The sequence below is a fragment of the Paracoccus sp. MKU1 genome, assembly GCF_001447385.1.
Classification (GTDB): Bacteria; Pseudomonadota; Alphaproteobacteria; order Rhodobacterales; family Rhodobacteraceae; genus Paracoccus.
Genome location: NZ_LLWQ01000079.1, coordinates 1 through 2,113 on the forward strand (window position 1 = coordinate 1; position 2,113 = coordinate 2,113).

Annotated in this window: 1 protein-coding gene and 2 pseudogenes; all 3 read right to left on the reverse strand. The window is 63.3% G+C overall.

The annotated features are described in order from the left end of the window. A pseudogene (locus tag AQY21_RS05200) lies at positions 1-445 on the reverse strand (ABC transporter permease); the annotation flags it as partial. Between the two features lie 60 nt (positions 446-505). Further along, positions 506-1,633 carry a spermidine/putrescine ABC transporter substrate-binding protein gene (locus AQY21_RS05205; RefSeq protein ID WP_058096717.1) on the reverse strand — a complete coding sequence of 376 codons (1,128 nt, stop codon included), beginning with the start codon at positions 1,631-1,633 and terminating at the stop codon, positions 506-508. Positions 1,634-1,753: 120 nt separating this feature from the next. Further along, positions 1,754-2,113: pseudogene (locus AQY21_RS05210) on the reverse strand (transcriptional regulator); the annotation flags it as partial.

A 2,113-nucleotide genomic window follows, 5' to 3' on the forward strand; every position in this document is an offset into this window, starting at 1 on the left:
TGTTGAGCAGGTTGAAGGGGCCAAGGCCAAGCCAGCCCAGCACTACATTGATGATGCCCGCGTCGGACAAAAAGATCTGCCAGGAATAGACCCGGACCAGGTAGCTGGTGAAGAATGGGATCACCATCAGGAAGATCGCCCAGCGTCGCGCAGCGGGCGACAGCTTGAAGGCGATGGCATAGGCGCAGGGAAAGGCCAGCGCGCTGGTCAGCGCCGCAGCGGTGGCGGCCATGGCCAGGGTCGTGCCATAGGCCTGCCAAAAGACCGGGCGGCCGAACATCGTAACCCAGTTCACCGTGTCGAACCCCGCCTCGAGGCGGAAATTGCGCACGGTCCAGAAGCTGAGCGCGACCAGAAAGACCAGCGGGAAGACAAAGAACAGAAGCTGCCAAATCAGCAGCGGCAGAGAGAAAGTAAGTCCGTAAAGCGAGACGGGACGTCGCATCGGCAGGCTCCGGCAGGGGACGGACAGCGCGGCCGGCGACCTGCGCCGGCCACGTCATGCTCAGGCGCTTTTGTAGTCCGACCAGAAGTCGTTCCATTCCTCCAGCGACTGCTGCACCGGAAGCTGGCGATACTTGATGCGGCCGTTGCGGATCAGGTCCATCACATTGTCCTGACCCGGGACCATGCCCTGGCGTTTCGCCTCGTCGGGGTTTTCGACATTCAGCAGCTCCCAGCCCCTTTGATTCGGGATCAGCGCCGGATAGGCCGCCATCTGCGCCGATTTCGACTGGCCCTTGGCCGAGGTGACATACTGGATCCATTTCTTCGCCAGATCGGCCTTGGACGAGCCCTTGCCGATCGAGAAGCTCTCGGTCCATTGCAGCCCGCCCTGTTCGGGAATGACGGTGCGGACCTTGGCGCCGTTGCGTTCGAGCACGCCGGTGATCCAGTCGCCGATACCGGCAAAGGCCAGCATCTGGCCGTTGTTCAGGGATGAGAAGGTGCCGCCATAATCGAAGAAGCCGCCGATCTGCCGGCGCAGGGTCATGGTCTTTTCCTTGACCGCATCCCATGCCGCCCCGTCGATGTCATAGGGGTTGGCATTGCCATTGAGCAGGCTCATCTGGCCAAGGTTCGGCAGGTGCCAGTCGAAATGCCCGACCTTTCCCTTCAGCGCCGGCTCCCAGAACACCTCATAGGAGGCGGCTTGCGCCTCGGTCACGGCGTCGGTGTTGCAGGCCACGCCCAGGAAGCCGAAGCGGGTGATGACCGAATAAAGCGTGTCGCCTTCCCAATGGCCGGGAAAGTGCTGGAACTCGGGGAAGAACTCGTCAAAGGGATAGTCGGCCGGGTCCAGCGCCTCGATATAGCCGGCGGCGTTCAGCTGCTGGACATATTCGGCATCCGACAGGATCACGTCGAAGGTGCCGGGCGGGCTTTGCGAGATCAGCCCCAGCATGTTGTCGCCGCCGGTATAGTATTTTGGCACGAACTTGACGTTGTTCTCGGCCTCGAACTCGGCCACCATGTCGGGCTCGGCATGGCCATACCAGGCCAGCATGGTCAGCTGCGTCGGCGCGGCAAAGGCGCGGCGCGACAGCATCGGCGTGGCCAGCGCCGCCGCGCCCAGCGACAGCACCGCACGACGCGAAAGCCCGAGGCGCGCACCCCGTCCATCCTGTGTCATCTCATCACCCTGTCTGATTGTTCTGATTGATTGTTTGATGGGATCAGGCTAGGAGAAGGCGCCGCACATGCAAAATCGGTTCTTTCAATCCTGACATTTGCATGCGTTATGGCGCGGCCGTCACACCGGAATCGCATGGATGCCGGACCCCACGCTGTCCAGATCGGCCACCAGATCGCTGACCAGTTGCAGCCCCGCCGCCGACAGGCGCGGATGCTTGTAGAACAGCCCGACTCGCAGCGGCTCCAATGCCGGAAAGCCCTCGACCTCGGTCAGCATCCGCATGCCGGGCAGCATGGTGGCACGGGTCAGCGCGGTCACGCAAAGCCCGTTCCTGACCGCGTTCTGCAGCCCCGAAATGCCGGGGCCGGTATAGACGATGCGCCAGCGCCGCTCGACCGCGTCCAGCGCCTGGATCATGCGGGCCCGATAGTCGCAGCCCTCGGGATGCGCCCCCAGCGGGACCGGCGCATGGGCGGG

What these genes read in the sequence shown, in the direction of transcription:
- AQY21_RS05205 (WP_058096717.1), bottom strand. Translation starts at nt 1,633, where the DNA reads ATGACACAGGATGGACGGGGTGCGCGCCTCGGGCTTTCGCGTCGTGCG.